The sequence below is a fragment of the Streptomyces sp. NPDC026515 genome, from assembly GCF_055567595.1.
Window position 1 is genome coordinate 317554 of record NZ_JBVHQD010000005.1, and the last position, 25034, is coordinate 342587.

Sequence of the window (25034 nt, forward strand, 5' to 3'; positions counted from 1 at the left end):
CGTGTCCTTTCGGTGGTGGTGGATTACGGGCGGGGGTGCGCGGGCGTCAGCCGGTGCCGGCGCGCAGGACGACCGCGCCGGTCTGGCCGTCCGGGTCGAGGGAGGTGACCAGGACCGGCCGGTCCGCTTCCGTGGTGAGGGCGGCGGCGAGCTGGAGGGACGCGGAGGCGGCACCGCAGTCGCCGGTGAGTCTGCGCAGCCGCAGCCGGTCCGGCCGGTGCTCGCCGAAGATGCCCGCGAGCGCCGCGTCCTCACGGGCGCCGAGCGGTCCTCCGCTGTCCGAGGGCACCAGCAGGCCGACCTCCTCGGGACGCACGTCGGCCTCCTTCAGGGCCTCGGTGACGGCCCGCCCGAGGGCCTCGTCGGCCCGCTCGGGGTCGGCGAAGGAGATGAACCGGGCTCCGCCCAATACGGCGAGAGCGGTACGGCCGTGGGCGCGGGCCCTGGCGAGCGGTTCGAGCAGGAACAGCGCGCAGCCCTCGCCGAGGGGACCCGCGGGCTGTCGGTGCGGGCCGCCGGTACGGGCCCGGTACTCCAGCCAGGCGCGCTCGGCCGAGAACTCCTCGACGGCCCCGCACAGCGCGGCCTCGCAGTGTCCCTGCCGCAGCAGCCGCGTCGCGTAGTTGAGCGCCAGCAGTCCGGTCACCGCACCGCCCGCCACCGTGGTGTTGGGGCCTCGCAGCGTGTGCCAGATGGCGCTCTGGCCGGCGGCCCGGTTCATCACCGTGTTCGGGAAGAGCGCCGGATCGACGTGGAAGGGCTTCTCCCCGGTCAGGGAGTCCCGGGTGAAGTCCATGATGCTCTGCACGCTGCCGTGCCCGGTGCCCAGCACCATGCCCACCGCCTCCGGGTGGTCCTGCGCGAGACCCGGGCCCGCCTGCTCCAGCAGCAGGCCGGCGGTGGCGACGGCGAGGGCGGTGGCGCGGTCCATGGCGCGGGTTCCCTTGCGGCCCAGCACGGCGCGGATGTCGAAGCCGGGTATGCGGCCCGCCCGTTCGTAGGGACCGAGGTCCGCGGCGCCGTCGCCGGTCCGCACCGCCGTCCGCTTGTTCCGTACGCCTTCGGTGAACGGACCGGCGCCGAGCCCGTACGGCGACGTCGCGGACCAGCCGGACACGACCAGGGTGTCCGGGTCCGCCCCGGTGGCGGGACTGAGACTCATCGCTGTCTGCTCCTGAAGGTGGAAGTCGGTGGAAGTCGCAGGGGTCACGGCCGGCGGGGCTCAGCCCCACGCACCGGCGGCGGCGTGCAGTTCCGCGCCGTCCACGCCGATGGTGTTGCCGGTCAGCCACGAGGACTCGGTCCGGGAGAGCAGCGCGACTGCGTCGGCGACGTCCTCGGGGCGTGTCAGACGGCCGTGCGGGTTGTTCTCCGCGGCACGCTCGAGGTACCCGGCGTGTTCGGGGATGCGGCGCAGGGCGGGGGTGTCGGTGGTGCCCGCGCGCAGGGCGTTCACGGCGATGCCGCTGGTGGCCAACTCGCACGCCAGCTGGCGGACATGGGATTCCAGGGCGGTCTTGGCCGCGGAGACCGCGCCGTAACTGGGCAGGTGCTGCGAGGTGCCGGCGCTGGTCATCGCGTAGACCTTGGAACCCGTGCGCAGCAGTCCCGCGCCGTGCAGGTCCTGCGTCCAGTACACGAGGCTGTTGGCCATGACGTCGAGCGTCATCTCCAACTGCCGTGCGGTGACCGGCTTCTGCCGGCCGTCGCGCGGCAGGAAGGGCACCAGGGTCCCGAAGGCCAGCGAATGCACCAGGATGCGGACACCGCCTCCGGCACCGGTCAGTCCGGCCAGTTCGGCGACGACCCGTTCGCGGGTGGCGCGCGCTGCGGCGTTGGCGTTGAAGAAGTGCGTCTCGACGCCCCGGGCGCGAAGGCCGCAGACCAGTGCCTCGACCTCCTCGGTGCGCGCCGCCGTGTCGAAGTGCACCCCGGCGATGTTGACGCCCTCGTCGGCGAGGCCGCTGGCGATGGCCCGGCCGATACCGCTGGAGGCCCCGAGGACCAGGCACCAGCTCCCCTCGAGCGGCTTCAGCATGGTGTCACTCCTGTGTGTGGTGGGGGCGGTACGGGGCTGACGCCGACCAGGGCCACCTGACCGGCACCGGTCGCGCAGACCACGAGCCGCTCGCCGCCCCCGTGCGCGGTGACGGCCCGGGCGACGGCGAGGGCGGGGCCCAGGCAGCCGGTGCGGTACGGCGGGAGGGGGCGGCCGGTTCCGGCGGGGTCGTCCTCCTCGGGCACCCCGTCCGGGTTCGGGCCTTCGGCGGCCGGCTCCGGTGGATGGACCCGGATGCCGGTGACCGCCGCGGCCACCGCCTCGGAGACCGCCGAGGAGTCCAGGTCCAGGTGCACGGTCGGGGGCGGGCCCGCCGGAGCGAGCACCTGGGTGAGCGCGGCGGCCAGGACGCGGCCGGCACGGGCCCGCCCGGTGGCGTCCGCCAGCGCGGCGGGCGGTACGAACAGCGAGCGGGTCCGCAGGAGGGCGCGCACCTCGGTGTCCCGGGCCCGGGCCGCGGCGGCGAGTTCCAGTGTGAGGGCCACGGCGCCCGTCTCGCCTCCGCCGCCGCGGGCGGCCGCGACGGGTTCCTCGGCCGCGGCCGTCACCAGCGTGTCGGACCGTCCCGAGGCCAGGGCGAGGGCACCGGTGGACAGGGCGTCCAGGGCTGCCGTGCGGGCGGTGGCGACGGTCAGGGCGAAGCCGTTCAGCGAGAGTTCGGCGGCCAGCCGGTTGCCGAGGACGTTGACCGCGAAGTACGGGGCCGAGGCCGGCGAGATGCCGCCCGAGCCCTCGGCGGCGACGGTGGCGTCCATGCTGTCGAACAGGCCGGCGAGCCCGGCGTTGGTGGCGAACACGAGGCCGCGCCGGTCCGCCGGGTGCGCCTTCGGACGGCCGCCGTCCGCGAGCGCGGCGCGGGCGGCGGCGAGGGCGTACCGGGCGGCCGCGGGCAGGTACTTGTAGCCGCGTGGACCGAGCCGCGCACGGTGGTCGAACCACTCGGTGTCCGGGGACGGGGCGGCCCCGCCCGCCGCGGCCGTCCGCGGGTCGTCACCCCACGGGGAGACGACCCCCACACCGGTGACGGCCAGTTCGGCGGGGGCCGGATGCCGGGTGCTCACCACGGCTCACCCCCGTCGTCGGGTCCGGGTCCGGCGGCCAGTACCAGGGAGGCGTTGTTCCCGCCGAACCCGTACGCGTTGACCAGCACCCGGCGGGCCGTCGTGGGCAGCGGCACCGCGTCGCCCTGGGGCAGCAGCACCTCGCACTCGGGGTCCTGCTCCTCGAGCGGCACGTTCGGCGGGATCACGCCGTGGCGCAGGATCTGCGCCGCCGCGACCGCGGCGAGCGCGGCGGACGCCCCGCCGGTGTGGCCGAGCAGCGCCTTGAGGCTGTACAGCGGCACGCGTGCGGCGCCTGCGCCGAGGACCCGGTGCAGGGCGCGGCTCTCCAGGACGTCGTTGAGCCGGGTGCCGGTGCCGTGCGGGACCACGCAGCCGACCTCCGTGCTGCTCCCCAGGGCCTCGCGCATGGCCCTGACGATCTGTTCGCCGTCGGCCCGGGGAGCGGTCGGATGGTCGGCGTCGCAGCTCCAGGCGGTCCCGGTCAGCCGCAGCACCCGGCCGGGATCCCGCGCTGCTCCGCCGTCGGGGGGCAGGACACCCCGCGCCCGGGCGTGGGCGGCCGACTCCACGACGAGGATGCCCGCGCCCTCGGCGAAGACCGTGCCGCCGCGGTCCTTCTCGAAGGGACGGCAGCGCTCGGGGTCGACGGCGCCGAGCCGGTTGAAGCAGCCGAGGGCGACGCGCGAGTACGGGTCGGAGCCGCCGGCGACGACGACGTCCGCCTCGCCGGCGCGCACCAGGTCCGCCGCGATGCCCAGGGCGTATCCGCCGGCCGCGCAGGCGTTGGCGACGTCGTGGACGGTGGCGAACAGACCCAGTTCAGCGGCGAGCGCCGACGCGAGGCGGAACGGCGGCAGCCAGCCCCCGCCGCCCCGGCCGCGCTCGTTGGACCCCGGCTCGCCCATGCAACTGCCCACGACCACGGCCGTGCGGGCGGCGGCCAGCGACGCGGCGTCGAGGCCGGCGTCGGCCAGCGCCTCGGCGGCGGCGAGCGAGGCGAACCGCGTCGCTCGCTCGGCCGTGAGGTCGGGATCGGGCACCAGGCTGATCAGGGGCAGGTCCATCCGGGCGAGCGGGTCAGCCGGCCGGTCGGGCGGGCGGCCGGCGGCCGTCCGCATGGCCTGCCACAGCGTGTCCGCGCCGGCACCGTGGCAGGTGACGGCGCCGACCCCGGTGACCACGACCTCGGCCTCACGGCTCATGCCGTCCGGCCCTCCAGGGCCGCGTTCATCCGGTCGTCGAAGGAGACCAGCGACCAGTCGCGGCGGTTCTCGATCACCGCGTAGCCGTGGGTGATCCGGCCGGTGGCGGTCTGCACGAGCTCGCCGTCGCGCACCACGTAGGTGTCCATGCGGGAGTCGTAGGTGAACCCCTTGAAGACGCTCTCGACGGTGAGGACCACGTACAGGTCCTCCTCCATGCGGGCCTCGTCGAGGACGGTGATCCGCGAGTGCGGCACCACCGGGATCCAGTTCTGCTCGTCCAGGAGCGTCTTGATGGACACACCGCGGTCGGCGACCAGGCGGTCCTTGGCCTCCTCCATCAGACGGAGGTAGCCCGACATCTGCTGGCGCTCGGTGAAGTGGCAGTACCAGTAGGGGATCCGGAACTTCCAGGCGTACGCGTTGCGTCCGGCGGTCAGCTGCTTGACCAGGTCGGCGGCGGCGAGGTCCACCTCCACGGGCTCCGCCGTCCAGCCGGGCTCGGCGCCGAGCCGGTCGACGGCGAAGGGCGCGAGCGCGGCCGGCACGGGTTGCGCGCCGCCGCCGCGCGGGTCGAGGCGGAGTTGCACCCGCACGGTCGAGGTGACGGCCTTCAGCACGGTCTCGCGGCGTACATGCAGAGTGACGGCGAAGAGCAGGTCGCCGTCCTTCGCCCTGCGGTGCGGCCGGACCTCGGCGACGGCCGTGTCGTCGATGTGGAAGGCGTGCAGGATGCGGGTGTCGATGTCGACGATGTCCGTGCACAGGCCGTAGGTCTCGTAGAGGGTGCCCGGAGCGATGCCGGCCTGCCGGAGATGGTTCAGGACGGCTTCCTCGACCAGGTAGTTGACGTGCTTGAATCCGATCCAGGTGCAGATGTTGGAGCCCTCGTAGCGGGGGCGGATCTCCAGTCGGCTGGGCTCCTTCAGGGCGGGGACCGAGGCGGCGAGGTCAGCGGTGTGGGTAGTCACGTCGACTCCGGTGTGTGGATGTGGAGTTGCCAGGAACAGGGCGAGCCAGGGGGGACGAACGGTCAGGAGGCGGCGCGGGTGCCGGGCGTCGTACCGCGTGCGAGGCCGGGCAGCACCTCACGCAGCAGTTCGTGCAGGGCGTCCGCGAAGTGCTGCGGCTGTTCGGCCATCGGGAAGTGGCCGCAGTCCGCGAGGAGCCGGAACCTGCCGTCGGGCAGGGCACCGGCCAGCGCCCGGGCGTCGTCCGGCGGGGCGGCGAAGTCGTCGGCGCCGGCCAGCACGAGCACCGGCAGGCGCAGCGCGTCCACGTCGAGCCAGGGGCTGCGCAGGTACGAGCCGAAGAACTGCTGCCAGCCGTACGGCCCGATCCGGTCCCGCACCCGCAGAGCCATGGCGCTGCGCAGTTCGGGACCGATGCGGTCGCCCGCGCCGATCCGCAGCCCCTCCTCCAGGATGCGGTGGAAGCCGCCGAGGTAGTACTGGGCGTCGTCCCAGCGGAAGTCCGCGGGACTGCGCCGGTGGAAGGGGGCGATCACCACCGCGGCCCGCGGTCCCCGCCCGGCACCCCGGCCGGCGAGCACCTCCAGCGCGGGCCCGGCCGTGAAGGAATGCGCGACGAGCACGTCCACCCCGCCGGGCACCGCGTCCAGGGCGTGCTCCACGTGGTCCGACGGGTCGTCCCGCAGGCTCCAGCCGGGGTCCCCCTCGGCGCCCCACGGCAGCACGGCCTCCCAGATCTCGGCGCCGTCCGCCGCCAGCCGGTCGTACGCGCGCCATACGGACGTGCTGCCCGCCAGGCCGTGCAGCAGCAGGACCCGTCCCGACGGCCCGGCGGCCGGGGCCGCACGCCGTCTGCGGACGACGGCCCGGTGCCCGCCGGTCCTCGGCAGGCCGCCGGGGCCGGCCGGCCCGGCCCCGGCGTTCTGGCCCGGCGGGCCCTGCGCACTCATCGTGTACTGCCCGCGAGCCGGGGGGCGAGGACGTCCGGCGCGGTCAGGATCAGCGCCGCGCTCGCGTCGTCCCCGCCGGCGTCACCGGTGCCCGCGCTGACCAGGACCGTCCCGTCGTCCACGCCGTTCCTGTCGTCCAGCCAGACGGCCGCCGCCGCGCACTGCAGCACGCCGAGGGCGCCGGACGCCGCGCCGTGGAGCGCGCACAGGTCGTGCACCGGGACACTGCCCGCCGCGGCCCCGAGACCCGGCGCGGGGGCCCGTACCCCGTAGGGGTGTTCGGGTACGCACCACAGTCCGACCGGGCCCGGGCACCGGCCCCGCACCTCGGCCACCGCCTCGGCGTGGTCGCCGCGGCGCGCGTACGGGCCCACGGCGGCCAGCGGGCGCACGCCCCGGGCCTCGGCCGACGCGGCCGACTCGAGGACCAGCGCCACCGCGCCGTCGAAGAGGTCGGGGGCGCCGCCCGTGTCGTCCGGGGCCTCCTCGGGGACGTCCGTGACATGACGCACGGCGGGGTTGTCGGGCTCGACCCCGACGACGAGCATCCGCTCGACCCGGCCCGAAGCGATCATCAGCCGGGCCCAGTTGACGGCGTCGAGACCGGAGGTCGGACCGTTGCACAGGGTCAGGTTGACACCGCGCAGCCCGTGCGTGATGGCGACCCAGGAGGCGACGACGTTGCTGGAGGTGGCGGGCAGCATCATGGGGCTGGTCGCCAGGTAGCTGTCGTCGGCGATCGTCCGCACGGTCTCGCAGACCGTGTCGACGTTGCCGTAGTTGGTGCTGGCGCTCACGCCGACGCTCTCGCCGGGGACCGTAAGGTCGCCGGCGTCGTCGGTGAGCGCGGCCGTGCGCAGCGCGTCGCGGGCCGCGACCATGGCGAGTTTGGTGGCCCGGTCCTTGTAGCGCAGGCCGCGTCCACTGAGCCGGCTGACCGGGTCCGCCGCCCGGCGGAGGTCCGGGGGCAGCGGATCGAGCAGGCCTCCCGGTCCCGTCACCCCGCGAACGGCGCTGCCCAGCCCCGTGATCACGGCGTGCGCCGTGGATGCGCTCGTCACTGGTTTGCTCCCTCCGCTCGGCCCGCGCTGTCACCGGGGTCCTCGAACCGCTCCACGACGGCCACGGCGTTGAGTCCGCCGAACCCGAACGAATCGATCTGTGCGAGCCGCAACGGCTGCTGTGCGTGCTCGGCCGTACCGCGCACCAGCCGGAAGCCCGCCACCGCGGCCACGGGCTCGTCGAGGTACACGGTCGGCGGGACGATCCCCGTGCGCAGGACGTCGACGGCCGCGACCAGGCTGTGCAGGCCCGAGGCACCCGCGGTGTGGCCGGTCATCGACTTGATGGCGGTCATGTACGGCGACGGGGTGAGCCCCGCGAACACCGAGCCCAGTGCGGTGGATTCGGCCTCGTCGTTCAGCGGCGTACCGGTGCCGTGCAGCATGACCAGGTCGATGTCCGCGGGTCGCACACCGGAGCGCCGGTGCGCCTCGTGGACCACGGTGGTGATGCTCTTGGCGTCGGGGGCCGACGGGTGGTAGGCGTCGCAGTTGACCGCGACGCCGCGCACCCTGGCGTGCACCCGGGGTGCGGGTCCGGGGCCGTCGGCCTCTCTGCGCAGCACCACGGCCACCGCCCCCTCGCCCTGCAGCATTCCGCGCCGGCCCCGGTCGAAGGGCCGGAGCCGGTCGGGGGCTTCGGGGTAGCAGCGGTCGAGCAGCCCGTAGGTGCTCTCGGTGAGGGTGTCGACGCCGGCGACCACGACGGTGTCCGCCTCACCGAGGTCGAGCAGGTCCGCGCCCAGGGCCAGGGTGTACAGCGAGGCCGAGCACGCGTTGGCCACGGTGTGGGTGTCCGCCGCGCCGAAGCGACGCCGCAGCATGGTGCCGAAGTGCAGGTCGGACGCGTCGAAGGCGATCCCGTCCCGCCAGGACAGCTCCACCGAGCGCAACTCGCGCAGGGTGGTGCCCACCAGGACCGGTACGCGGGAGAGGTCCTCCCCGAGTCCCGCGTCCGCCGCGGCCGCCGCGACGGCCTGCTCCAGCCAGCGCGTCGCGCGCAGCGGCACGTCCACGCCGGGTTCCGGGCGGTCGTCGATCTCGTACGCCATCCGCGCGCGGAACTTGTCGTGGTCGTAGCCGCGCAGCGGTCCGAGGCCGCTGCGGCCGAGTACCAGCGAGTCGAAGATCTCGCGGACGCTGCCGCCGATGCTCGCGACGGCGCCCGTCCCGGTCACGATCCAGCTCATGCCGCGCTCCGGTACGCACCGAGGATCAGGACGGCGTTGTTGCCCCCGAAGGCCAGGGCGTTGTTCTGCACCACGTTCAGTTCCGCCTCGACGGCCCTGTTGGGCACGCAGTCGACGGCGCACTCGGGGTCGGTCTCCCGGTGGTTGATCGTCGGCGGGATGAACCCCTCGGTGATCGCCAGCGCGCAGGCCGCCGCCGACACGGCGCTGGCCGCGCCCATGCTGTGGCCGATCATCGACTTGATGGAGACCGTGCGCGGCATGGCCTGTGGGCCGAACACCTGGCGAACCGCGCCCGCTTCGGTGATGTCGTTCGCCTTGGTCCCGGTGCCGTGCGCGGAGACGAAGTCGATCTGGTCCGGGGTGACGCCCGCGTTGCGGTGGGCGATCTCCATGGTCCGCGCGATGCTGTCGCGGTCCGGGGCGACCGGGTGCAGGGCGTCGCAGGCGAGCCCGTACCCGAGGACCTCGGCGTAGATGCGCGCCCCGCGGGCGAGGGCGGACTCCAGGCTCTCCATGAGAAGGATGCCGGCGCCCTCGCCGGTGAGGATGCCCTCGCGGTCCTTGTCGAAGGGACGGCAGACCTCGGGGGCGACGGTGCCGAGCCGGTAGAAGCCGGTGAACGTCTTGCGGCAGGCGGCGTCGGCGCCGCCGCACAGAGCGATGTCGACGTCGCCGCTGCGCAGGGCGTCGTAGCCGTACCCGACCGCGTAGTTGCCCGCCGCGCACGCGGTCGGGATCGTCACGGCCTCCACGTCCTGCAGCGCGAGTTCGCGGACGATGCCGGCCGACAGCCGGCCGGCCGGCACACGCCGGGCCACGCCGGGGTCGTACTCCTCGGGACCGGTCTCCATGCCGGCGGCGACCAGCTGGTCCAGGTCGCGGGACTCGCCGTCCGTGGTGCCCACGGACACCAGGGACCGGCGAGAGCGTACGTCCGCGTCGGTCAGGCCCGCGTCCTCGACCGCCATCCGTGCGGCGGCGACCGAGAACTGGCTGGCCCGGCCCAGCTCTTCGGGGTGCTGCCGGGTGATCCAGCGCCCGGGCTCGAAGTCGGTGACCTCGCAGCCGTTGGCATGGGCGAATCCGGTCGTGTCGAACGCGGTGATCGGCTTGACGCCGCTGCGCCCTTCACGAAGTCCGGCGGTGAAGGCCTCGACCCCGATGCCGATGCTGGTGACCACACCGAGACCGGTGATCACCACCCGACGGCCGCCGGTCCCCCGGCGCGGGCCCCGGGACTCGCTGTGACCTCGTGCGTCCGTGCTGATCGAAGCGTTCATCGAAGCTCACCCATCTGGCGGTCGGGACGGCGATCAGCGGCGGGCGGCTTCGGCCACCACCGCGTACACGCCCTCCAGGTTGACCATGCGGCTGAGTTCGGCCTGGTCGATGGTCACCTTCTGGGTCCGCTCCAGAGCGGCGAGGATCTCGATCGCACGCAGCGAGTCCGCGTCGTGCTCCTCCTTGAAGAGGCTGGTCTCGGTGACCTCGTCCTCGTCGATCTCGAGAATGTCGCAGACGATCTCCTTGATCTCCTGCTTCCGGGCAGCGTCAAGGCCGTTCGTCACGCTCGCGTTGGTCATCTCGACTCCAATGAGGGATCCGTGCCGGAGTTCGGCGACTGAGCCATCCATGTGATGGGTCGAGAGTGGAATGAGCGGCTATACCCGGCCTATACGGCCTCTGCTTCGTCGATCCAGCCCAGCTGTGCCGCGCGCAGCCCCGCCTGGAAACGGCTGCGGGCGCCGAGCCGGCTCATCAGCTCGGCGGTGATCCTGCGCCCGGTGCGCACGGACACGCCCAGTTTGCGGGCGACCACCTCGTCGGTGAGCCCCTCGCCGAGCAGCTGTACGACGGCCTTCTCCTGCGGTGTCAGCTCCCCGTCGCTGCGCTCCCGGTACTGCGGTCTGCCGCCGGCGAACGGGGCGGAGTTCGCCCAGGCCCGCTCGAAGAGGTCGCAGAGCGCGACGATGACGCCACGGCCGTTCAGGACGAACGCTCCGGCGGCGGAGTCGTCGGGATCGGCGGGCACCACGGCGTGGGTGCGGTCGAACACCAGCATCCGGCACGGCAGCGAGGCCGTGGTGCGCACCTCGTCGCCGTGCGCGTGCAGCCAGCGCAGATGCTCCACCGTCGCCGGGTCGTTGTACACGCTCTCCAGATAGACGCTGCGCCTGCCCACGCCTCGTGCGGCCAGGTTCTCGGTCAGGGGCTGACTGGCCAGGCGGGCGGCCTCGCTCTGCGGACCCCCGGTCGCGAAGGCGAGGAGCTCGGACTCGCACTTCCCGGTCAGCTCCTCGATACGGAACCGGATCTCCTCCAGGCCGTGGAGCCGTTCGATCACCGCGCCCCGCAGGTCCCGCTGGACCGCGTGGTAGTCGTCGATGAACCGGGACACTTCCGTCCGCGCCTCGGCGAGCTGCTGCTGCCGCTCCAGGACCTCGTTCTCCTGGCGTGCCAGGAGCGCCGCGAGAGCGACCTCCGGGCTCACCACGCGCAGATGGCCCGGTGCGCCCCACGCGGGTTTTACGAGAGAAAGACGGACACATTCATCCAGCGCGGAGCGGACCGACTCCCGCGTCCATCCCAGCGAGGCCGCGAGTTCTTCTGGGCTGCATTCAGGATCCCTCAGCATGGTTCGGTAGATCTCGGACACGTGGGATGACAGGCCTAACGGGTCCAGCATCGGTGCTCCTCCCCCGTGGATCGCACACGCTTCCGAACATCATGCTCAAACGGAAACAGTTTCGCAACGAATATGCGACGCGGACGGGGCGGCGGGCAGCACGAGGGGGCCCACCCTCACGGGCAGGCCCCCACCGGTCACTGATGGCCGAATATCAATCCCATATGGGGTCGCTCTGCCCCGAAACATCCGATTCGACCGACACCACGTCCCAGATCGGATCCTGATCGGACGCAGCCGCCGACACCGCCGCTCTCGCCGCCGGCGCCGGGCAGATCGCCGAGACGCTCACGACACCGAAGACGCCCGCAACCGCGAGAGCCGAAACGATGCCGGCGACACGCGGCAGACCCATCCACATGAGATAATTCCCCCTTGAAAAAAGAACATCTTTCAAATCACCGGCCGGAAGCATTCCGGCCGCCGCATAAATTATCATCGATATGCGTGGGAAATTTCCACGAAAACCGAACGCAGGCACCTGCACTGGCAGCACGTTGACAGCGGAATCCGCAATTCCGAATTCCCTGTCAGAATTCTGTGATACACAGGCACAGACCTGACCTGGATCTTCTTCGAGCCACGACGAGCCAGAACGGGCCACTCCACACCGCCACCGGCGTGCCCCCTTGCTCGTGTTCGAGGCGCCCCCGCCCTCCCTCGACCACCCGGTGCAGCTTGGTGCCAGAGAGCGTGCGCGGCTTCTGCGGTGGCCGCCGTCCGCCGGGGCGGCTCGGCTTTGGAATAGCTCGAAGCCATGGTGCGGCAGCACGGGAGTAATGCGGGCGGCCCGCCTTTGCGGCGTGGACGAATGCCGTGCTGCCGGTCGCGGTCGCCGCGCTCGTCTCGTCGGTCCCAGTCCGGTCAGTCCGGTCAGCCCCAGTCAGTCCAGCAGTCCCGGTTCCCGCACCGACTCCAGCAGCCCGGCCAGCCTCGCCGTGTCGGCCGCCGTCCAGCCCGGTGGCCGGGTGACCTCCGCCCACGCGCTCGTCGGCAGGGTGCCGTACCGGTGTCCGTATCCGTCCGGGACGCTGTCGGCGCCGGCCAGATCGCAGGCCACCTGCCAGAACGTCAGCAGCGGGTACCAGCGCATCGCCGGTGAGACGTCCCGGGCGCGCGGCGGGTCCAGCCAGTCCGGCCGGTGGAAGGCGAGGGCGGGTGACCACCAGACGACGGGGTCGGAGCCGTTCTGGAGATAGACCGCGCGTGGGTCGCCCCAGGGCGCGGGCGGGATGGCGTAGTCCGCCGGTACCTGCGCGAAGCGCACGTGCGCCCCGTCGCCGACCACCGGCCGCCACTCGGGGCTGCCCGGCTGCCGGTCCGCGGTGACCTTCTTCCACAGGGGGTTGTCGTAGGTCGGCCCGACGAACAGAGCGCCGCCGGTCTGCGAGATGAGCGTGGCCGGGGAGCCGCCGAGGGCGGACTCCATGGAGAAGGAGCCGAGGCTCTCGCCGTATACGACGAGCCGGGGGCGGGAGCCCGCGGGGAGGGTCCGCCACTTCTCGTGGACGGCGTCGAAGAGGGCGCGCCCGGTGGCGGCGGCCTCGTCCTCGGTGAGCGCGGAGACCCAGCTGGGCAGGTAGGAGTACTGCATGGCGACCTCGGCGGTGTCGCCGTCCCACAGGTACTCCAGTGGTCTGCTGCCCTGGTCGTTGATCCAGCCGGTGCCGGTGGTGCCCATCACGGCGAGGATCTTGCGGGAGAAGCCGCCGGTGCGTTCGAGTTCGCGGACGGCGAGGGCGGCGCGTTCGCCGGGGGTGTCGGCGGTGCGCAGGCCGACGTAGACGCGTACCGGGTCCTTGGCCGGACGGCCGGTGAAGGCGGTGATGTCGGCGCGGGTGGTGGCCGTGCCGACGAAGTCGCGGCCCCTGGCTCCGAGGGTGTCCCAGGGGGCGGCGGACCGGGGGCTGCCGGAGAGGGTGGGCAGGCGGGGCTGGTGGACACCCTCGGCGGTGCCCTGGTCGGCGAGGGACGCGGCGCTCTCCACCGCGTCCAGCGCGCCGCGCAGCAGGAAGCCCTGGAGGATGCCGACGATCACGAACGCGGCGAGGGCGACCCCGGTGGCGTAGGCGACCGGGCGCGGGACGCGCAGGCCGAGGGGGCGGACGACGAGGCGGGTACCGAGCCGTACCGTGCGCCCGATCAGGAGCAGCACCGTCGCGACCAGGGCGGCGGCGACCGGGACCAGCGCCCACTGCCACCAGACCACCTGGGGGGGCAGGGTCACCGCGCGCCGGACCTCGCCCTCCCAGCGGACGCTCCAGGCGGTGACGGCGACGACCGCGGCCGCCCCGAGTGTCCCGAGGGCCGCCCGGACGATCCTGCGGACCCGCGGGCGGATACGGAAGCCGGCCCAGCGGAGCAGGGACCGGGCGAGGGTCTCCAGTACGGCGCCGACCGCGTAGCCGACGACCGCCGAGACACCGGCGACGATCCCCTGGAGCCACCAGGAGCGCGGTAGCAGGGAGGGCGTGAGGGACAGGCAGTAGCACAGGACCGCCACGGCGATTCCGCACGAGCACGGCCGCCGCCGGACCACCCGGTCCGGGCCCGTCGCATGCCGGTGCACCCACTCCGTCACCCGACGGGGCCAGTCCCTCGTACGATTCAGAGCCTTGCCCGCTGCACCCACTTGGCCACCTCGGGACCACGATCGGCCACCGCGCCCGCCGCCGCATCCGGAAGGCCGCCCGGCCCCTCCTGATGGCCGACAGGAGGTGCGGAGCGGTACGGGATGTCCCAATGTGGTGGGCATGGCCCAGGCCCGGACGACCGAGCGTCCCCGTTCCTCGCCACCTGCGGCCAGGCTCACGCCGATCGCGATGGTGGTCGCCGGGATGCCCAGGCCGCGTTCCGCGATGCACCTGGACACGGTGTTCTTCGCCGACCGCAACACCCAGACCACCACCCTGCCGCGCCAGGCGGGGGGCGAGGTCATCACCATCGTCGGCGCCGGACTGGGCCGGGGGCGGGGCGGCGGGCACTGTATGACCTGCCCGCTGCTGCGCGACCCGGTCGAGTTCTGACCCGCCCTGGCCCGGACCGGGAGATGCCGGCCTCCCGGGTCCGCACCCGGGCCGCCCTGCCGGCGGCCGTGGCCGTGCTGGTGGCGGCCAACCTGCTGGACAACCGGTGGGCCCAATCCTGGATCCTGCTCACCGCGGTCGCCGCCTCGGCGGTCCTGGTGGCGTTGCTGTTCTGGGCCGGGGGCGACTGGGCGGAGCTGGGACTCGGCAGGAACACGCTGGTGGACGGGATACGTTGGGGGGGCACCCTGATCGGGATCGTCGCCGCCGTCTATCTGTGCGGGGCCCTGGTCCCGGTCACCCGCGGACTCTTCGCGGACCAGCGGACGGACACCCTGAGCGGGGCGCAGATCGCCTTCAAGGCGCTGGTGGCGGTGCCGGTGGGGACCGTACTGCTGGAGGAGATCGCCTTCCGCGGGGTGCTGTTCGCGCTGCTGCGCCGGCTGCGTACGGCGACGACGGCCGCCGTCCTGTCCTCCGTGCTGTTCGGTCTCTGGCACATCCTGCCCTCGCTGAACCTCAACAAGGACAAGCCGACGCTGGGTTCGGTCTTCGGGCAGTCGGCCGCCGGAGCGGTCCTGGTGGACGTGGGAGCGGTGCTGTTCACCGCCGTGGCGGGGTGTCTGCTGTGCTGGCTGCGCGACCGCAGCGACTCCCTGCTGGCGCCGATGGCCCTGCACTGGGCGGTCAACGCACTGGGCTACGCGGTGGGGTTCCTGCTGCGCTAGAAGGTCGATGAAGATCTTGGTGAGGGGTTGTCCGGCCTGACGGCCGGACAACCCCTCACCAAGATCTTCATCGACCTTCTAGGACGCAGCGGTCCGGGGCCTGCCGTACCGGCGGGTGTCCCGTCGGGCAGACTCGCCGCATGGAGACTGCCGAGTACCTTCAGATCCTTGACCGGGAGGGCCGGGCACTGGCCGCGGCCGCGGAGGCCGCGGGCCTGGACGCCGAGGTGCCGACCTGCCCGGGCTGGCGGGTGCGCGACCTGCTGCGGCACACGGGCACCATCCACCGGTGGGCCGCGGGAGTCGTCGCCGACGCCCACCCCGGCCCCCGGCCCATCCCGGACCCGCCCGGCCTCGACGGCACCGAACTGACGGCCTGGTTCCGGGCCGGCCACCGCATGCTCGTCGACACCCTGGCCGGTGCCCCGCGGCAGGTGACGTGCTGGACCTTCCACCCCGCCCCCGTCCCCTCACCGCTCACCTTCTGGACGCGGCGGCAGGCCCATGAGACGACCGTGCACCGGTACGACGCCGAGGCCGCCCGGGGCGGGCCGCTCTCGCCCGTCGCCGCGGACTTCGCGGTCGACGGCATCGACGAACTGCTGCGCGGCTTCCACGCCCGTTCCCGCAGCCGGGTCCGCTCCGAGTACCCGCGGGTGCTCCAGGTGCGCACCGCCGACCGGGACGCGGCCTGGACGGTGCGGCTGTCGACGGAACCGCCCGTCACCGAACTCGGCGTACTCCCCGGTGCGACGGCGGAACTCTCCGGCCCCGCGGACGAGTTGTACCTGGCGCTGTGGAACCGGCTACCGGTGCCGAAGGTGATCGGCGACGCGGAACTGGCCGACCTGTGGCGAACCCGGTCCGGAATCTGACCGCCGGTCCGACAGCCGGCCCTGCCCGGCCAGCATCCGGGTGAGCACCGCGCGCTGCACCGGCAGCACCTCGCCGTGCAGCGCGCGCCCCCTGCCGGTGAGCGCCACCCGCACACCGCGCCGGTCCTCCGCGCACATGGCCCGCTCGACCAGGCCGTCCTTCTCCAGCCGGGCGACCAGCCGGGACAGCGCGCTCTGGCTCAGGTGCACCCGCTCGGCGATCTCCTGGACGCGGTAGCTGCAGCCGCCGTCCTCCGCCGTACCGTCGGAGAGCAGGTCGAGGACCTCGAAGTCGCTGGCGCACAGGCCGTGGCCGTGCAGGGCGCGGTCCAGTTCGCACTGGGTGCGGGCGTGCAGGGCGAGGATGTCCCGCCACTGCTCCACGAGTGCCTGCTCGGGCTTCTTCGCCGCCATTCCCGCACCGTAGCAGAGACATGGAATTATTGCATCGTAATTAAATGCGCTTGCATTCGATGCATGTGCATGTAGTGTCTGTCCCCATGACCTCTCCGCTCACCGCCCCTGCCACCGAGGGACGCTGGACCCCCCGCCTGTGGGGCACCCTGCTGGTGCTCTGCGCCGCCATGTTCCTGGACGCCCTGGACGTGTCGATGGTCGGCGTCGCGCTGCCCTCGATCGGCTCCGACCTGCAGCTGTCGACCTCCACGCTGCAGTGGATCGTCAGCGGCTACATCCTGGGCTACGGCGGCCTGCTGCTGCTCGGCGGCCGTACCGCGGACCTGCTGGGCCGCCGCCAGGTGTTCCTCGTGGCGCTCGGCGTCTTCGCCCTCGCCTCACTGCTCGGCGGCCTGGTCGACTCGGGCCCGCTGCTCATCGCCAGCCGCTTCATCAAGGGCCTGAGCGCGGCCTTCACCGCCCCGGCAGGCCTCTCGATCATCACGACCACGTTCCCGGAGGGCCCGCTGCGCAACCGCGCCCTCGCCATCTACACCACCTGCGCGGCCACCGGCTTCTCCATGGGCCTGGTCCTGTCCGGCCTGCTCACCGAGGCCAGCTGGCGCCTGACCATGCTGCTGCCCGCCCCCATCGCCCTGATCGCGCTCGTCGCCGGCCTCAGGCTGCTGCCGCGCAGCGCCCGCGAACGCGACCACAACGGCTACGACATCCCCGGCGCGGTCCTCGGCACCGCCTCCATGCTGCTCCTGGTGTTCACCGTGGTGGAGGCCCCGCAGGTGGGCTGGGCATCGGCCCGCACCCTGCTGTCCTTCCTCGCGGTCGCCGTCCTGCTGACCGTCTTCGTCCGGGTCGAGTGCCGCTCCCCCGGCCCGCTCGTCCGGCTCGGCGTGCTGCGCTCCGGCAGCCAGGTCCGGGCCCAGCTCGGCGCGGTCGCCTTCTTCGGCTCCTACGTCGGCTTCCAGTTCCTGACCACCCTGTACATGCAGTCCCTGCTCGGCTGGTCGGCGCTGCACACCGCCCTGGCCTTCCTGCCCGCGGGCGCGCTCGTGGCGGTGTCCTCGACCAAGGTCGGCGCGATCGTGGACCGCTTCGGCACCCCACGGCTGATCGCGGCGGGCTTCGCGTTCATGGTCCTCGGCTACGCCCTGTTCCTGCGCATCGACCTCGACCCGGCGTACGCCACGGTGATCCTGCCGTCGATGCTGCTGATCGGCGCGGCCTGCGCGCTGGTCTTCCCCTCGCTCAACATCCAGGCCACCAACGGGGTCGACGACCACGAGCAGGGCATGGTCTCCGGGCTCCTCAACACCTCGGTGCAGGTGGGCGGGGCGATCTTCCTGGCGGTCGTGACAGCCGTGGTCACCGCGGGCGCTCCGGCGCACCCGACCCCGCAGGGGATGCTCGACAGCTACCGCCCCGGCTTCATGGTGGTGGCGGGCGTGGCCCTCGCCGGTCTCCTGATCACGCTCACCGGGCTGCGCACCCGGCGTACCCAGCAGAGCGTGGTGATCGCCCAGTCCACCTCCCTGGAGGCGGAACGCGTGTCCGTGCGCGACTGACGCGCGACCGGTACGCGACCGACGGGGGCCGCCTCCCTACGTGCGCCCGGCGGGGCCGGTTGCCCCGCCGGGCGCACGCCTGTGACACCGCCTGGACGACGGGTCACGGGGACGGCGCGGTCAGGCCGAGCGGGACGCGATCACGGTCGAGATCGGATACGCGCTGTGCCGTGCGGTGTGTTCGCGGCGCTGGTGATCTTCGGAGCGGTGACGGGGCCGGCCCTGCTCATCGGCCTGCCCACCGGTCTCGAACGGACGCTGCCGCCGGTGGGCGCGGTGCCGGCCGTCGTGCTGTTCTTCGCCCGGGAGGTCAGCGTGCTGGTCCGCTTCCGGCCCTCCCCTCAGCCCAGCCAGCCGGGCCGCACCAGCCCCGACTCGTAGGCCAGGACGACCAGTTGGGCCCGGTCGCGGGCGCCCAGCTTGACCATCGTGCGGCTCACGTGGGTCTTGGCGGTGAGCGGGCTGACCACCAGGCGGCGGGCGATCTCGTCGTTCGACAGGCCCATGCCGACCAGGGCCATCACCTCTCTCTCCCGGTCCGTGAGCCGGGCCAGCGCGCCGGCGGCGGCCGGCTCCTTGGAGCGGGCCGCGAACTCCGCGATCAGCCGGCGCGTCACCCCCGGCGACAGCAGCGCGTCCCCGCCCACCACCGCCCGGACGGCGCGCACGAGTTCTCCCGGCTCGGTGTCCTTCACCAGGAACCCGGAGGCGCCGGAGCGGATCGCCTCGAAGACGTACTCGTCCAGTTCGAACGTCGTCAGCATCACCACCTTGACGTCCGTCAGCTCCCGCTCACCGGTGATCCGGCGGGTCGCGGCCAGGCCGTCCAGCCGTGGCATGCGGATGTCCATGAGGACGACGTCGGGGCGCAGTTCGCGCACCTTGCGCAGCGCCTCCTCGCCGTCCGCCGCCTCCCCGGCCACCTCGACGTCCGGCTGCGCGTCGAGCAATGCCCGGAACCCGGCCCGCACCAGCGACTGGTCGTCGGCGAGCAGTACCCGGATCATCGGTCCTGCCGGTCGGTCAGGGGCAGCACGGCCAGGACCCGGAAGCCGCCGTCGGCGCGTGGCCCCGCCTCGATCGTGCCACCGAGGGCGGCCGCCCGTTCCCGCATCCCGGCCAGGCCGTTCCCGCTGCCGCCCGCGTCCGCGCCGGTCGCCGGACCGTCGTCGTCGATCCGCAGCCGCAGCTCCCCGCCCCCGCGTCCGAGCCGCACGCGCGCGTGCCGGGAACCCGAGTGCCGTACGACATTGGTGAGCGCCTCCTGGACGATCCGGAAGGCGGCCAGATCGGCGCCGGGCGGCAGCCGGGGCGGCTCCCCCTCCACGGTCACCGTGAGCCCTGCGCTCGCCGCCTGTTCGACCAGTTCCGGCAGCCGCCCGAGGCCGGGAGCGGGCGTTCGCGGCGCGTCTCCCGGGGCGCGCAGGGTGTCCAGGACCTGACGCACCTCGCCGAGCGCCTCCTTGCTGGCGGCCTTGATGGTGGTGAGCGCGGCCCGGGCCTGCCCGGGGTCGGCGTCCAGGAGCGCCAGGCCCATGCTCGCCTGGACGTTGATGACGGAAATGCTGTGCGCCAGTACGTCGTGCAGTTCGCGGGCGATCCGCAGTCGTTCCGCGTCCGCCCGCCGCCGGGCCGCCTGAGCGCGGTCGGCCCGCTCCCGCGCCCACTGCTCACGCCGCAGCCGGACCAGCTCCGCCACGAAGAGGACGATCAGCACCCAGGTGGCGACGATCACCTCCTGGCCCGCGCTTGCCCCCGTGTCACCCGGTGGGGGCAGCCTGCGGTACAGCCAGAGCGAGATCAGCAGGTGGCCGCCCCACAGCATCCCGACGGCCGCCCAGGCGGCCCGGCGGCGCCCGGCGACGACGGCGCTGAAGCAGGCCACGGCAACGGCCGCGAAGACCGGGCCGTAGGGGTAGCCGGCCGCGAGGTAGCCGAGGGCGAGCAGCGCCGTGCCGAACACCACGGGCACCGGGTGCCGGTGCCGCCACAGCAGCAGCGCGCAGGCGGCCAGCAGCAGCAGCCGGGCGTACCCGTCCAGGGGTTCGCGGTGCGGCTGCCCGTGGGCGGCGAATTTCGAGCCGGCCAGGACCAGCACGGTGAGCGGGAGGGTGGTGCGCCATGGGAGCCGGCCGCGCGGCGGCTCGCCCGTGCCCTCGCCCTCGTGGTGCCACCACGGGGGGCCGTGGTGCCACCACTGCGCGGGGCCGCGCCCCCGTTCCCGCCGCTCGTCCATGCCCGCCACGCTAGACGGCACCCGCCCGCACGAGCGTCAGCCCGGCGAGGTGATCACACGTACTCCCCGCGGAGTAGGGAGCCGCGTGCGGGTGCGGCGGGGGCCGTGCGATCCGTAACCGCACGGACAGGAGCCCTGCGGTCACGAACCGTGCGGTCAGAAGTCGCGGTCAGCGGCCGCGTGCTCAGCGGCCGTCCGTCAGTTCGGCGACCTCGGCGTCGAAGAGCCGCTCCGGATCGAACCCCATGCCCGTGAACTGCCCGGCGAGTTCCAGCGAGAGCACACCGTGCATCCGGGTCCAGAACGCCAGCGCCCTGCGCAGCACCCCCGGCGACGCGGGGTGGCCCCCGGCCCACTCGCGGTGCTGGGCGAGGTGGGCCGTGAAGCCCGCGGAGGCCGGCGCCTCGGGCTCGGCCGCGGCGCACACGTCGAGCAGTGCGGCCATGATCTCCTGGGCAATGGCGGTGATGTCGTCGGGCGCGTGGTAGCCGGGCACCGGCGTGCCGTAGACGAGGAAGTACCGCTGGGGGTCGTCGAGTGCCCAGCGGCGCAGAACGTGCGCGAGGCCTTCGATGCCGGCCCGGGAGCCGGCCGCGGCGCGGAAGGTCTCCGCAAGGCCCCGGTAGGCGTCCCGGATCAGCTCGGTGATCAGCTCGTCGCGGCTGCCGAAGTAACGGTAGAGGGCGGGGCCGCTCATGCCCAGCTCCTTGGCGATCGCGTTCAGGGACAGGCCCGACGCGCCGGACTTCGCGATCTGTTTCCAGGCATGCGCCTTGATGTCGGCCCGCACCTGGCTCCGGTACCGCTCGCGGGGGCTCACTGCTTCTGCCGCCATGACCTGCACGCTCCTCTCGCTGCTGACGTGTGCGCTTTGGGGCTGTTCCGGCTGTTTCAACCTATCACTTCAGAGATCACTTCTAACGGAAACTAGCTCCCTCCGCTTCGCGATAGCTTGACACTTAGGCTATGACCAATCATTTTAGTTATAGCTTCTAACGCAAGCGGACACTCCTCCCGCTTGCGACTGCGTCTTCAGGGAGATCGTCATGGAGGTCGTGATGGAAAACGCCGCAAACACCGCACGCCAGCAGGGCACCACCACCGGCACCGAGCTCGTCGAGGTCGTCCTGCCGGGCATCGTGGAGCCCGAAGGCCTGCAGATCCGGCACCGGCAGATCCCGGCCCCGGGCGCCGGCCAGATCGTCGTACGCGTGGAGGCCACCGGCGTCTCCTTCGCGGAGCAGCAGATGCGCCGCGGCCGCTACTACGACCAGCCGCCGTTCCCCTTCGTCCCCGGCTACGACCTGGTCGGCACCGTGCTCACGGCCGGCGGGGGAGTCACGCCCGGCCTCGTCGGCAAGCGGGTGGCGTCCCTGGTCAAGGTGGGCGGCTGGGCCAGTCACGTCGTGCTCGACGCGGCCGACGCCGTGGAGGTGCCGGCCGGGGTCGGGGCGGCGGAGGCCGAGACGCTGGTCGTCAACGGCATCACGGCCTGGCAGATGCTCCATCGCAAGGCCAGGGTGCGGCAGGGCGGCACGATCCTGGTGCACGGCGCCAACGGCGGGGTCGGCACAGTCCTCGTCCAGCTCGCGCGCGCCGCGGGCCTGCGCGTCATCGGCACGGCCTCCGCCCGCCACCACGACGCGCTGCGGGAGATGGGTGTCACCCCGGTCGACTACCGTGCCGAGGACGTCCCCGCCCGGGTCCGCGAACTGGCCCCCGGTGGTGTCGACGCCGTCTTCGACCACCTCGGCGGCCGCAGCGTCGTCGACTCCTGGAATCTCCTCGCCCGGGGCGGCACCCTCGTCGCCTACGGCAGCGCCACCACCCGGGACGACTCGGGCTCCAAGCAACTGCCCGTCCTGAAGATCCTCGGCCGGGTGCGGCTGTGGAACGCGCTGCCCAACGGCCGGCACGCCTGCTTCTTCAACGTCTGGGAGGGCCGCGCCCTCGGCAAGAACCGCTTCCGGGCCCGGCTGAGCGCCGACCTCACCCAGGTGTTCGAGGCCCTCCAGCGCGGTGAGGTCACCGCCCGCATCGCCGCCCGGCTGCCCCTCACCCGGGCCGCGGAGGCCCTGCGGCTCGCCGAGTCGGGGACGGTCGCGGGCAAGATCGTACTCGTCCCGGACACCGGCGCCGGAACGTCGGCCGCCGAGGCCCGGTGACGACCGCCTGCACCGGGACGGGTGCCGACGCCGGGACGGGCACCGGCCCGGCGACCGGTCTTCACCCGGACCGCCGGAGCCCGCCGCGGCAAGACGGGGTGCCGCAGGACCGGCTACGGGAAGACCAGGCCCACCCCGTGGGCGAGCTGCGCGGCCGCATGCCGGAAGAACCGGTCACGGTCCTCCACGACTCCCTTGAACTGGCCGAACAGTTCGAAGCCGACCAGCCCGAACAGCTGCGCCCACGCCGCGGCCATGGCCACGGCCACCTCGGGCGGCAGGCCCGGCATGAGCTCGTCGGCCATCCGGCGGGCCTCGGGCGCGAGTTCGGCGGGCACGGGGGTGCGGGCCAGACCCCGTCGCTCGAACGCGTCGAGCAGGATGCCGATCAGGACGAGGGCGACCCGGGCGGCCGGCTGGATGGTGGTGTCCGGCGCCGAGTAACCGGGCACCGGCGAGCCGTAGATCAGCGCGTACTCGTGGGGGTGGGCCAGCGCCCAGCCGCGCACCGCCTCGCAGACCGTGACCCAGCGCTGCGCGGGGGCGGCATCGGCGTCGGCGGCGTGCGCGGTCTCGGCGGCCTCGCCGAGGGAGTCGTAGGCGTCGATGATCAGCGCGGTGAGCAGGTCGTCGCGGCTCGGGAAGTAGCGGTAGAGCGCCGAGGAGACCATGCCGAGTTCGCGCGCGACGGCCCGCAGCGACAGCTTGGCCGCACCCTCGGCCGCGAGCTGTCTGCGCGCCTCGTCCTTGATGGCCGCGGTGACTTCCATCCTGGCTCGCGCGCGGGCGCCCTGTGCGGTGGTCATGGAGAGCAGTCTGCCACGCGGGCAGAGCGGTGCACACATTTTGGAGCAGTGCACTCGAACTGGAGCACCGCACCTCCTTCAGTGCACCGATCCCAAACAAGTGCACCGCACAAAAAAGAGAGCACTGCTCTTGCTTTGGGCCGCCGATCTCCCCCACACTGAAGTCAAGCGAGAGCACCGCTCTCCCAAATGGTGGGGGTCACCGTGTCGACACATGTTCAGAAGCCCGGCTGGTTCACCGTCAAGGTCTTCAACCGGGCCGTGGCCTCGCTCACCGGGCGCGGCATCAGCATCTGGGGCTCCCGCGTGCTCGCCGTCCGCGGACGCAAGAGCGGGGAATGGCGGACCACCCCCGTGAACCTGCTGACGGTGGACGGACAGCAGTATCTGCTCGCGCCGCGCGGCCACGTCCAGTGGACCCACAACATGCGCGCCGCCGGCGGCGGCGAACTGCGGCTCGGCAAGAACGTGGACGTCTTCACCGCCACCGAGGTCGCCGACGACGACAAGGTCGAGCTGCTGCGGGCCTACCTGAAGCGCTGGAAGGCCGAGGTCGGCGTCTTCTTCAACGGGGTCGGCCCCGACTCTCCGGACGCCGACCTGCGCCGCATCGCTCCGGACCACCCGGTCTTCCGGATCGCCGTCACGAAGTGACCGAGCCCTCCGTGTTCGGGTCGTCCACGTCGTCCGTCTCGTCCGCCTCGGCGTCGGCGGCCCGCTGCGCGGCGACCGGCTCCGGAGCCAGTGTGGTGAGGGCGCGCTGGGCCAGCGGGTGGGAGCGGACGAGTTCGCCGAGCGAGGTCCGGCCCTGGGTGATCTCCTTGAAGGCGCGCCAGGCGGGGCGGAAGCCGGTCAGGGCCGCGTGGAACAGGCCGGGCCTGCGCTCGAACACCGCCAGCATCCGCTTGCCGACGCTCATCTCGACGCCGAGGCCGGCCTTGACGGCGAAGGCGTAGTTCAGCGCCTGACGGCGGGTGTCCACGGCGTCGTGGGCCTCGGCGATGCGCACCGCCCACTCCCCCGCAAGCCGTCCGGAGCGCAGCGCGAAGGAGATGCCCTCGCGGGTCCACGGCTCCAGCAGGCCCGCCGCGTCACCGCACACCAGCACCCGGCCCCGCGACAGCGGTGAGTCGTCGGCGCGGCAGCGGGTCAGGTGGCCCGAGGAGATGCTCGGTTCGAAGCCGGCGAGGCCGAGCCGGGCGATGAAGTCCTCCAAGTAGCGCTTGGTCGCCGCGCCTTCGCCCCGTGCCGAGATCACGCCGACGGTCAGGGTGTCGCCCTTGGGGAAGACCCAGCCGTAACTGCCGGGCATCGGGCCCCAGTCGATGAGCACCCGCCCCTTCCAGTCCTCGGCGACCGTCTCCGGCACCGGGATCTCCGCCTCCAGGCCGAGGTCCACCTGGTCGACCTTCACGCCGACGTGGGCGCCTATCCGGCTCGCACTGCCGTCGGCACCGACCACCGCGTGGGCCAGCACGGTCTCGCCGCCCTGGAGGACCACGGCGACCGTGCGCCGGTCGGGGACGGCCGAGCCGTGCTGCTCGACGCGCTGCACGGCGGCGCCGGTGCGCAGTTCGGCACCCGCCTTCTGGGCGTGCTCGACCAGCTGCTGGTCGAACTCGGGCCGGTTGATCAGCCCGAACATCATCTGCTTGGAACGGCGGGTGCGGGTGAACCGGCCGTTGTTGGAGAAGGTGACCGCGTGCACCCGGTCCTTGAGGGGCAGCTCGAAGCCGGGCGGGAGCGAGTCGCGCGAGGGTCCGATGATGCCGCCGCCGCAGGTCTTGTACCGGGGCAGCTCGGCTTTCTCCAGCAACAGCACGCGCCGTCCCGCGACCGCCGCCGCGTAGGCCGCCGAGGCCCCTGCGGGTCCCGCGCCCACCACGACGACGTCCCACACCCGCTGCATGTCGTCCGCCGAGGAATTCTCACCGCTCACGATGGTCCGCTGCTCCGATCAAGCCGTAGAAGCCGTAAAAGCCGTATGCCGTGTCCGGCCGTAGGGGCCGTGGTCAAGCCGTGGGCGCCGTCCCGGC

At 73.1% G+C, this 25034-nt stretch carries 24 protein-coding genes and 2 pseudogenes; 7 read left to right on the plus strand and 19 right to left on the minus strand.

The genetic code is table 11. From position 1 onward, the window contains the following. Positions 1-46: 46 nt before the first annotated feature. From ACZ4O3_RS12275 to ACZ4O3_RS12335, 13 genes are all read right to left on the minus strand, one after another. Positions 47-1162, minus strand: a complete 1116-nt coding sequence (locus ACZ4O3_RS12275) for a beta-ketoacyl synthase N-terminal-like domain-containing protein (protein WP_467722090.1) — start codon at positions 1160-1162, stop codon at positions 47-49. Between the two features lie 60 nt (positions 1163-1222). Continuing rightward, positions 1223-2038, minus strand: a complete 816-nt coding sequence (locus ACZ4O3_RS12280; protein ID WP_467722091.1) for an SDR family oxidoreductase — start codon at positions 2036-2038, stop codon at positions 1223-1225. After that, positions 2032-3120 carry a beta-ketoacyl synthase N-terminal-like domain-containing protein gene (locus tag ACZ4O3_RS12285; RefSeq protein ID WP_467722092.1) on the minus strand — a complete coding sequence of 363 codons (1089 nt, stop codon included), beginning with the start codon at positions 3118-3120 and terminating at the stop codon, positions 2032-2034. The genes ACZ4O3_RS12280 and ACZ4O3_RS12285 overlap by 7 nt, the downstream gene beginning before the upstream one ends. After that, positions 3117-4325 (minus strand): beta-ketoacyl-[acyl-carrier-protein] synthase family protein, encoded by a 1209-nt coding sequence (locus ACZ4O3_RS12290; protein ID WP_467722093.1) that lies wholly within the window; start codon positions 4323-4325, stop codon positions 3117-3119. The genes ACZ4O3_RS12285 and ACZ4O3_RS12290 overlap by 4 nt, the downstream gene beginning before the upstream one ends. Further along, positions 4322-5296 (minus strand): acyl-CoA thioesterase, encoded by a 975-nt coding sequence (locus ACZ4O3_RS12295; RefSeq protein ID WP_467722094.1) that lies wholly within the window; start codon positions 5294-5296, stop codon positions 4322-4324. The genes ACZ4O3_RS12290 and ACZ4O3_RS12295 overlap by 4 nt, the downstream gene beginning before the upstream one ends. A 62-nt stretch (positions 5297-5358) precedes the next feature. Then, a complete protein-coding gene (locus ACZ4O3_RS12300; RefSeq protein ID WP_467722095.1) occupies positions 5359-6246 on the minus strand; it encodes an alpha/beta fold hydrolase in 888 nt (295 codons plus the stop codon). Next, the gene (locus tag ACZ4O3_RS12305; protein WP_467722096.1) at positions 6243-7307 is read right to left on the minus strand and encodes a beta-ketoacyl synthase N-terminal-like domain-containing protein; all 1065 of its coding nucleotides are present in this window, start codon (positions 7305-7307) and stop codon (positions 6243-6245) included. The genes ACZ4O3_RS12300 and ACZ4O3_RS12305 overlap by 4 nt, the downstream gene beginning before the upstream one ends. Beyond that, a complete protein-coding gene (locus tag ACZ4O3_RS12310) occupies positions 7304-8497 on the minus strand; it encodes a beta-ketoacyl synthase N-terminal-like domain-containing protein (RefSeq protein WP_467722097.1) in 1194 nt (397 codons plus the stop codon). The genes ACZ4O3_RS12305 and ACZ4O3_RS12310 overlap by 4 nt, the downstream gene beginning before the upstream one ends. Then, positions 8494-9780 carry a beta-ketoacyl-[acyl-carrier-protein] synthase family protein gene (locus ACZ4O3_RS12315; RefSeq protein WP_362725776.1) on the minus strand — a complete coding sequence of 429 codons (1287 nt, stop codon included), beginning with the start codon at positions 9778-9780 and terminating at the stop codon, positions 8494-8496. The genes ACZ4O3_RS12310 and ACZ4O3_RS12315 overlap by 4 nt, the downstream gene beginning before the upstream one ends. A gap of 33 nt (positions 9781-9813) precedes the next feature. Next, the gene (locus ACZ4O3_RS12320) at positions 9814-10083 is read right to left on the minus strand and encodes an acyl carrier protein (RefSeq protein ID WP_362725773.1); all 270 of its coding nucleotides are present in this window, start codon (positions 10081-10083) and stop codon (positions 9814-9816) included. Positions 10084-10172: 89 nt separating this feature from the next. Beyond that, a complete protein-coding gene (locus tag ACZ4O3_RS12325; RefSeq protein ID WP_467722098.1) occupies positions 10173-10994 on the minus strand; it encodes a helix-turn-helix transcriptional regulator in 822 nt (273 codons plus the stop codon). A 346-nt stretch (positions 10995-11340) separates the two neighbouring features. Then, the gene (locus tag ACZ4O3_RS12330; RefSeq protein WP_467722099.1) at positions 11341-11682 is read right to left on the minus strand and encodes a hypothetical protein; all 342 of its coding nucleotides are present in this window, start codon (positions 11680-11682) and stop codon (positions 11341-11343) included. 387 nt (positions 11683-12069) lie between these two features. Further along, positions 12070-13689 carry an alpha/beta hydrolase gene (locus tag ACZ4O3_RS12335; RefSeq protein WP_467722100.1) on the minus strand — a complete coding sequence of 540 codons (1620 nt, stop codon included), beginning with the start codon at positions 13687-13689 and terminating at the stop codon, positions 12070-12072. Between the two features lie 370 nt (positions 13690-14059). Between ACZ4O3_RS12335 and ACZ4O3_RS12340 the strand changes: the two are divergent. The 3 genes and pseudogenes from ACZ4O3_RS12340 to ACZ4O3_RS12350 all read left to right on the plus strand — a co-directional run. After that, a pseudogene (locus ACZ4O3_RS12340) lies at positions 14060-14212 on the plus strand (arginine deiminase family protein); the annotation flags it as partial. A gap of 23 nt (positions 14213-14235) precedes the next feature. Then, positions 14236-14940 carry a lysostaphin resistance A-like protein gene (locus ACZ4O3_RS12345; protein WP_467722101.1) on the plus strand — a complete coding sequence of 235 codons (705 nt, stop codon included), beginning with the start codon at positions 14236-14238 and terminating at the stop codon, positions 14938-14940. A gap of 140 nt (positions 14941-15080) precedes the next feature. Then, positions 15081-15815: a maleylpyruvate isomerase family mycothiol-dependent enzyme gene (locus ACZ4O3_RS12350; protein ID WP_467722102.1), complete on the plus strand. Its 735-nt coding sequence runs from the start codon at positions 15081-15083 to the stop codon at positions 15813-15815. Here the strand turns inward: ACZ4O3_RS12350 and ACZ4O3_RS12355 are convergent. After that, positions 15747-16229 carry a MarR family winged helix-turn-helix transcriptional regulator gene (locus tag ACZ4O3_RS12355; RefSeq protein WP_362731197.1) on the minus strand — a complete coding sequence of 161 codons (483 nt, stop codon included), beginning with the start codon at positions 16227-16229 and terminating at the stop codon, positions 15747-15749. The genes ACZ4O3_RS12350 and ACZ4O3_RS12355 overlap by 69 nt on opposite strands. 86 nt (positions 16230-16315) lie before the next feature. Between ACZ4O3_RS12355 and ACZ4O3_RS12360 the strand changes: the two genes are divergently transcribed. Both ACZ4O3_RS12360 and ACZ4O3_RS12365 read left to right on the plus strand, forming a co-directional pair. After that, positions 16316-17791 (plus strand): MFS transporter, encoded by a 1476-nt coding sequence (locus ACZ4O3_RS12360; protein WP_467722103.1) that lies wholly within the window; start codon positions 16316-16318, stop codon positions 17789-17791. Between the two features lie 91 nt (positions 17792-17882). After that, a pseudogene (locus ACZ4O3_RS12365) lies at positions 17883-18172 on the plus strand (DUF6332 family protein). Here the strand turns inward: ACZ4O3_RS12365 and ACZ4O3_RS12370 are convergent. The 3 genes from ACZ4O3_RS12370 to ACZ4O3_RS12380 all read right to left on the minus strand — a co-directional run bounded on the left by ACZ4O3_RS12370 (position 18133) and on the right by ACZ4O3_RS12380 (position 20862). Further along, positions 18133-18798 (minus strand): response regulator transcription factor, encoded by a 666-nt coding sequence (locus ACZ4O3_RS12370; RefSeq protein ID WP_467722104.1) that lies wholly within the window; start codon positions 18796-18798, stop codon positions 18133-18135. The pseudogene ACZ4O3_RS12365 and the gene ACZ4O3_RS12370 sit on opposite strands and share 40 nt — an antisense overlap. Then, complete coding sequence (locus tag ACZ4O3_RS12375) at positions 18795-20027, minus strand: sensor histidine kinase (protein WP_467722105.1); 1233 nt, start codon at positions 20025-20027, stop codon at positions 18795-18797. Before ACZ4O3_RS12375 ends, ACZ4O3_RS12370 begins: the two co-directional genes overlap by 4 nt. A gap of 184 nt (positions 20028-20211) precedes the next feature. Next, positions 20212-20862, minus strand: a complete 651-nt coding sequence (locus ACZ4O3_RS12380; protein ID WP_384995190.1) for a TetR/AcrR family transcriptional regulator — start codon at positions 20860-20862, stop codon at positions 20212-20214. Positions 20863-21085: 223 nt separating this feature from the next. Here ACZ4O3_RS12380 and ACZ4O3_RS12385 point away from each other — a divergent pair, with 223 nt between their 5' ends. Further along, the gene (locus tag ACZ4O3_RS12385; protein ID WP_467722106.1) at positions 21086-22192 is read left to right on the plus strand and encodes a medium chain dehydrogenase/reductase family protein; all 1107 of its coding nucleotides are present in this window, start codon (positions 21086-21088) and stop codon (positions 22190-22192) included. Positions 22193-22305: 113 nt separating this feature from the next. Here the strand turns inward: ACZ4O3_RS12385 and ACZ4O3_RS12390 are convergent, their stop codons facing one another. Continuing rightward, entirely contained in the window at positions 22306-22998 is a 693-nt protein-coding gene (locus ACZ4O3_RS12390; RefSeq protein ID WP_384995186.1) for a TetR/AcrR family transcriptional regulator, read from the minus strand. A 204-nt stretch (positions 22999-23202) separates the two neighbouring features. Here ACZ4O3_RS12390 and ACZ4O3_RS12395 point away from each other — a divergent pair, with 204 nt between their 5' ends. Then, a complete protein-coding gene (locus ACZ4O3_RS12395; RefSeq protein WP_362718812.1) occupies positions 23203-23652 on the plus strand; it encodes a nitroreductase family deazaflavin-dependent oxidoreductase in 450 nt (149 codons plus the stop codon). Here ACZ4O3_RS12395 and ACZ4O3_RS12400 read toward each other — a convergent pair. Further along, positions 23642-24937 (minus strand): geranylgeranyl reductase family protein, encoded by a 1296-nt coding sequence (locus ACZ4O3_RS12400; protein WP_362718810.1) that lies wholly within the window; start codon positions 24935-24937, stop codon positions 23642-23644. The two genes, ACZ4O3_RS12395 and ACZ4O3_RS12400, sit on opposite strands and share 11 nt — an antisense overlap. Positions 24938-25034: the final 97 nt, after the last annotated feature.

Bases quoted from the DNA above. Each gene is read 5' to 3' on its own strand.
- ACZ4O3_RS12275 (WP_467722090.1), bottom strand. From the start codon at position 1,162: ATGAGTCTCAGTCCCGCCACCGGGGCGGACCCGGACACCCTGGTCGTG.
- ACZ4O3_RS12280 (WP_467722091.1), bottom strand. From the start codon at position 2,038: ATGCTGAAGCCGCTCGAGGGGAGCTGGTGCCTGGTCCTCGGGGCCTCC.
- ACZ4O3_RS12290 (WP_467722093.1), bottom strand. From the start codon at position 4,325: ATGAGCCGTGAGGCCGAGGTCGTGGTCACCGGGGTCGGCGCCGTCACC.
- ACZ4O3_RS12300 (WP_467722095.1), bottom strand. From the start codon at position 6,246: ATGAGTGCGCAGGGCCCGCCGGGCCAGAACGCCGGGGCCGGGCCGGCC.
- ACZ4O3_RS12310 (WP_467722097.1), bottom strand. From the start codon at position 8,497: ATGAGCTGGATCGTGACCGGGACGGGCGCCGTCGCGAGCATCGGCGGC.
- ACZ4O3_RS12315 (WP_362725776.1), bottom strand. From the start codon at position 9,780: ATGAACGCTTCGATCAGCACGGACGCACGAGGTCACAGCGAGTCCCGG.
- ACZ4O3_RS12320 (WP_362725773.1), bottom strand. From the start codon at position 10,083: ATGACCAACGCGAGCGTGACGAACGGCCTTGACGCTGCCCGGAAGCAG.
- ACZ4O3_RS12345 (WP_467722101.1), top strand. From the start codon at position 14,236: ATGCCGGCCTCCCGGGTCCGCACCCGGGCCGCCCTGCCGGCGGCCGTG.
- ACZ4O3_RS12350 (WP_467722102.1), top strand. From the start codon at position 15,081: ATGGAGACTGCCGAGTACCTTCAGATCCTTGACCGGGAGGGCCGGGCA.
- ACZ4O3_RS12355 (WP_362731197.1), bottom strand. From the start codon at position 16,229: ATGGCGGCGAAGAAGCCCGAGCAGGCACTCGTGGAGCAGTGGCGGGAC.
- ACZ4O3_RS12360 (WP_467722103.1), top strand. From the start codon at position 16,316: ATGACCTCTCCGCTCACCGCCCCTGCCACCGAGGGACGCTGGACCCCC.
- ACZ4O3_RS12370 (WP_467722104.1), bottom strand. From the start codon at position 18,798: ATGATCCGGGTACTGCTCGCCGACGACCAGTCGCTGGTGCGGGCCGGG.
- ACZ4O3_RS12375 (WP_467722105.1), bottom strand. From the start codon at position 20,027: ATGGACGAGCGGCGGGAACGGGGGCGCGGCCCCGCGCAGTGGTGGCAC.
- ACZ4O3_RS12380 (WP_384995190.1), bottom strand. From the start codon at position 20,862: ATGGCGGCAGAAGCAGTGAGCCCCCGCGAGCGGTACCGGAGCCAGGTG.
- ACZ4O3_RS12385 (WP_467722106.1), top strand. From the start codon at position 21,086: ATGGAAAACGCCGCAAACACCGCACGCCAGCAGGGCACCACCACCGGC.
- ACZ4O3_RS12390 (WP_384995186.1), bottom strand. From the start codon at position 22,998: ATGACCACCGCACAGGGCGCCCGCGCGCGAGCCAGGATGGAAGTCACC.